General features: G+C 73.0%; 3 protein-coding genes and 1 pseudogene. 2 read left to right on the top strand and 2 right to left on the bottom strand.

The features are described 5' to 3' along the window. The coding region (locus tag ND747_RS20010) for an ANTAR domain-containing protein (RefSeq protein ID WP_251735369.1) at nt 1-679 on the top strand (679 nt) is incomplete at its 5' end. Nucleotides 680-713: 34 nt separating this feature from the next. Here ND747_RS20010 and ND747_RS20015 read toward each other — a convergent pair. Together ND747_RS20015 and ND747_RS20020 are read right to left on the bottom strand one after the other, a co-directional pair. Next, complete coding sequence (locus ND747_RS20015) at nt 714-2,036, bottom strand: pitrilysin family protein (protein ID WP_251735371.1); 1,323 nt, start codon at nt 2,034-2,036, stop codon at nt 714-716. A gap of 99 nt (nt 2,037-2,135) precedes the next feature. Beyond that, nucleotides 2,136-3,467: a pitrilysin family protein gene (locus ND747_RS20020; RefSeq protein WP_251735372.1), complete on the bottom strand. Its 1,332-nt coding sequence runs from the start codon at nt 3,465-3,467 to the stop codon at nt 2,136-2,138. Nucleotides 3,468-3,667: 200 nt separating this feature from the next. Between ND747_RS20020 and ND747_RS20025 the strand changes: the two are divergent. Beyond that, a pseudogene (locus ND747_RS20025) lies at nt 3,668-4,635 on the top strand (PucR family transcriptional regulator); the annotation flags it as partial.

Below are 4,635 nucleotides of genomic sequence, written 5' to 3' on the forward strand. Positions count from 1 at the left end.
GCGGACGTCCGCCGGTTGGGTGGTCGAGGGACCCGGCCCGGAGGTTCGACCGGTCGGCGACCTGCTGTCCGCGATGGTCCTCGCCGACCTGCTCGCCGAGGATCTCGCCCCGCCCGGGCGCCCTCGCCGCGCCGAACGCGACCTCGGCGAGATCGAGCAGCTACGGCTGTCCGTCGTTCAGCTCGAGCATGCGCTGGCCTCCCGAGTGATCGTCGAGCAGGCAATCGGGGTGCTGGCGGAACGCAACCAGATCCGCCCCCGTGAGGCGTTCGAACGGCTGCGGCGCACGGCGCGCGGCATGGGTCGCCGGGTGCATGACCTGGCTCGTCAGGTCGTCGACTCGGTCGGCGACCCACGGGTGGTCCTGCCCGGTGAGCTTGGCGGACGCGGCGGTGCGGGCGGCGGCCCGGGTGGCGGTGGCACCGGTAGCGGCGCTGGTGGGCCGGGCGGTACGCCGCCTGCGGGTGGCTCCGGTACCGCGACCGCTGGCACCCCACCGGCTGGCGCTTCCGCCGCGGGTGGTGGCACCAACGGCGCCGCTTCGACCGGTTCCGGGACGACCGGTTCCGGGACGACCAGCTCCGGGACGACCAGCTCCGGGCCGGCGGGGTCCGGGCCTGGCGGCACCGGCGGTTCGCCCCGGCCGGCCCCGCCCCGGTCGGCGTCTGGGCAGCACTGACGGATTTTCGTGAACGCGCGGCGGCGGGAGGCCGTCAGGCGGGCATGAGCGGGGTCAGATCGCCCACGGCACGGGCGATCCGCTTGCGGTCGCCGACGAGAACCGTCACCAGGCCGGTCGGCGCAAGCAGGTCGGCGGCTGCCGCCTGCAGGTCGGCGAGGGTCACCTCGGCCAGGGCCTGCGGATGATCGCGCAGGTACTCGACGCCGAGGCCCGCACCGGCCAGCGCCGACAGGGTCGAGGCGAGACCGGCGGCGGTGGCGCTACCGAGGGCGAGCGTGCCGACGGCGTACTGGCGCGCCGCGTCCAGTTCCTGCCGACTGGGTGGGAGCAGCGCCATCCGACCGAGTTCGTACCACAGTTCCAGCAGAGCCGGGCCGGTCACCTCGGTGGCGACGTCCGCCGCGATCGTCAGCCGGGAGCCGGCCTGGTAGTGGTCGATGGAACTACGCGGCGAGTAGGTGTAGCCCTTGTCCTCGCGGATGTTGTCGACCAGCCGGGAGCTGAAGTAGCCACCGAAGATCGTGTTGGCGAGCCGCTGGGCCGGCGCGCCGGGCGCTGACCGGGGCAGCGCGGGCCCGCCGAGGCGAATGTTCGTCTGCACGGCACCCGGTCGGTCGATGATCACAACCGGGCCGAGAGTGATCAGCGGCAGGGGCGGCGCGGGCTTCGAGGTCTCGCCCGTCCAGCCACCGAGGGCCGAGGTCACCGCGGCCAGGGCGCGTTCGGCGGTCACGTCGCCAACCAGGATGAGGGTGGCGCCGGCGGGGACGACCCGCCGGGCGTGCAGTGCACGCACGTCGTCCGGGCGCACGGCGGCGACGACGTCCGGGTCGGGCATGCCGATGGCGTAGGGGTGATCGCCGAACACGCGGGCGAGCAGTCCCTCCCGGGCGATCACCGCCGGCTGGCTGCGGGCGACCGCGGTGTCCTCGACGATCCGCTCGCGCTCGCCGACGACCTCGTCGTCCGGGTAGACGGCGCCGAGCAGCACCTCGGCCATGATCTGCAACAGCGGCTCGAGGTTGGTCGCCAGCGCCGAGCCGACAACGGCGAGCCGGTCGTTGTCGACCCCGGTGGACAGCGCACCGCCCAGACGCTGCACCTCGCTGGCGAGCCCCGTCCGGTCGTGCCGGGCGGACCCGGTGAACAGGGTTTCCGCGAGCACCTCGGCGCGGGCCTGGTACTCGGCGCCGTGACCGGCGAACGGGATGCGCAGGCGCACCTCGATCAGCGGCACGCTGGAGCGTTCGACGACGAGCACCCGCAGCCCGTTGGCCAGCGTGCGGTCGGTGACCGCCGGCAGCTGTGCCGGCTCGGACGGCCGCACCGCAGGGATGAGGACAGACGAGCTCACGGCGCTCCCGATCTCGTGGCGACTGGTCGTGGACGGGTCAGCCGATCCGGCTGCCCGGACGGGCTGGCTGGCTGGCTGGCTGGCTGGCTGGCTGGCTGGTCAGGTGGCCGGGGCCGCCCCGGCCACCAGTTCGAGTACCGAGCGTCCCTGGTCGAGCAGGCTCCCGGCCGCGGCGGCGACCGCGTCGGCGGTGACGGCGGCCAGTTCCGCCGGCAGCTCGTTGACCAGTTCCGGGCGACCACGGCGCAGCTCGTGCACGGCTATCGCCATCGCACGGCCCAGGGCGTCGTCGGCCTCCCGCAGCAACGACGAGACGACCCGAGCCTGCACCCGCTCCAGCTCACCGTCGACGAGGCCGTCCGTCGCAAGGCGGCCAAGCTCCTCGTCCACGGCGGCGAGCACCCCGTCGGCGGTGGCGTCCTCGGACTGGCGGGCGTCCAGCGTGAACAGCAGCGGATCGCGCTGCTCGAACGGATTGCCGAAGGTGCCGAGGGAAGCCCGCACACCGATCACCGAGCGGTCCTGCTGGACGAGCCGGCGCTCCAGCCGGCTGGCGTCCCCGTCACTGAGCACATCGGCCAGCAGGCAGTAGGCGAGAAATCCGGTCAGGTCGCCGATCGGGTCGGGCACCCGGTACCCGACAGCGAGCGCGGCCCGGGGCGCCAGCGGGTCGGTCAGCTGAGCCCGTCGTTGCTGGGCCCGGATGGGTTCAGCAAAGCCGCCCGGCTGCGGCACGCTGCGGGCGGGGATGTCACCGAAGTAGCGCTCGACGAAGATGAGCGCCTCCTGCGGATCGAAGTCGCCGGCGATGGTGAGCACGGCGTTGCCCGGCGCGTAGAACTTGTCGAAGAAGTCCTCGGCGTCGTCGAGGCTGGCCGCAGCCAGTTCGGTGAAATCGCCGTAGCCGTTGTGCGCGTTGGGAAACGTGTCGAAGGCCACCGGCGGCAGGCTGATCCACGGAAATCCGCCGTACGGCCGGTTGAGGACGTTGACCCGGATCTCCTCCTGCACCACGGCGATCTGGTTCTCAAGGTTCTGCTGGGTGATCTTGGGGCTGCGCATCCGGTCAGCCTCGAGGAACAGTGCGAGTTCGAGCGCCCCGGACGGCAACAGCTCGTAATAGTCGGTGTGATCCGGATGGGTCGAACCGTTGAAGATTCCACCGGCGGCCTGGACGTGCTTGGGATGCTCCGCCTTCCCGACGTTTGCGCTGCCCTGGAACATCAGGTGCTCGAACAGGTGCGCGAAACCGGTGCGTCCTTCGGGTTCCGAGCGAAAGCCGACGTCATAGTGAACGCTCACGGCCACCACCGGCGCCGTCCGGTCGGGAGCGAACAGGACCCGCAGCCCGTTACCGAGCCGCGTCCGCTCGATCGGGTACGCCGGCGCAGGAAAGGACCGTGCCGCGGCCCTCGCAAAGGAGTTGGCCACGGCCGACCTCACCGCGGCGGAACCGACCGGATCAGGGGCTGGAAGCGAGGACGTGGCCACGGGTGCAACGCTACTGCGTGCCGCGGCCCACCGGACTCGGCCGGCCCACACCGGCGGACGGATAGCGGACACACCACCGACGGATCGCACCGGGATCGCGGGGGCAGCCGGCGCCGCCATGACCGTCCACGGTGTGGCGCATGAGACAGTCTGTTCCCATGGGACAGTTTCCGGCCGGTCTGCCTGCGAGTCTCGCCATCGAGCTTGACCAGTTGGGCGAAGAGGTCCTCCTGGCGATCTCCCGGGAGGTGCCGGCCTACGCCCGTCCGCTGGAGGGCCGGTTCGGCCGGGGAGTGCGCCGTGGGGTGGCCGAGGCGCTGCGCCGGTTCCTGACCGTCGTCGAGGCCGGGCCGCAGCTGGAGCCGAACCTCGCCGCCAGCCGAGAGGTGTACGTCCGGCTGGGCCGCGGGGAGGTGCGCGCCGGGCGGTCCCTGGACAACCTGCTCGGCGCCTACCGGGTCGGCGCCCGGGTGTCCTGGCGGCGCCTCGGCGAGGCCGCGGCCCGCAACGGCGTCGATGCCGCCGGCCTGGTCTCCCTCGCCGAGATGATGTTCGCCTACATCGACGGCATCTCCGCCGCGTCCGCCGAGGGCTACGCCGCGGAGCAGTTCACCGCCGCCGGCGAACGCGAGCGGATGCTCGACCGGCTCGGCGAAATGCTGCTCACCGGCGCCCCGGTGGACGCCGTCGCCCAGGTCGCGCAGTCCGGTCGACTGGCCCTGCCCCGCCGTCTGGCCGCCGTCCTGATCCCCGCCTGCGTTCCGGCTGGCCAGCCGTCCGTCCACGACGGCGACGACGTTCGGGACGACCCGGCGTATCCCGCGGACCCGGGAACCTTCGGTGACCTGGGCACGGTCGGCGACCCGGAGCTGACCGGGATCCTGGGAACCAGCGGGGACCCCGCGGTGCGGGCATTGCGCCTGCCGGACGACTGCCCGCGGACGGTGCAGGGCGCGGACACCTGGCTGTTCGTCGGCGCCACCGAGCCCGGCCCCGGCCGAGCCGCCCTCGTCACGAGGTTGACCCTCGCCAGCACCCACGACCGCATCCCGGTCGGCGTCCAGCTCGTCGGTCGCCGGGGGGCCGCCGAGCTCCGTCTTGCCCTGGG

Origin of the sequence: Frankia sp. R82 (assembly GCF_023716925.1) — a bacterium.
Taxonomy (GTDB): Bacteria; Actinomycetota; Actinomycetes; order Frankiales; family Frankiaceae; genus Frankia.